Genomic DNA, 285 nt, shown 5'->3' on the forward strand with positions numbered 1-285 from the left:
ATAGGACTGGTGATCGGAGTCCAGGCACTGTTGTGGATGATCAGCGGGCTCTACATGGTCGTGGTGCCGCTCGAGGTCATCCATGGCGATCACCTTGCCCATGTCCCAAGCGAGCATCTCGTGGCCTCCGCCGCGAGGATCCCGCAGGCGAAACTCCACGATATCTATCCCGGCATTACCTCGATTCGCCTGAAGGTGTTGCTGGAGAAGGAAGTGTACGAAATCAGGCAGGACAAGAAGATCAGCCTGGTCGTCGCCGTCACCGGCAAGACCATCAGCCCGATC

The 285-nt window shown here is 58.6% G+C and carries 1 pseudogene; it reads left to right on the plus strand.

Features of this window, described 5'->3' with window-relative positions:
- Positions 1-36: 36 nt before the first annotated feature.
- A pseudogene (locus KVT32_RS29805) lies at positions 37-285 on the plus strand (hypothetical protein); the annotation flags it as partial.

It is taken from the genome of Achromobacter sp. GbtcB20, assembly GCF_019091095.1.
Classification (GTDB): domain Bacteria; phylum Pseudomonadota; class Gammaproteobacteria; order Burkholderiales; family Burkholderiaceae_B; genus Achromobacter; species Achromobacter mucicolens.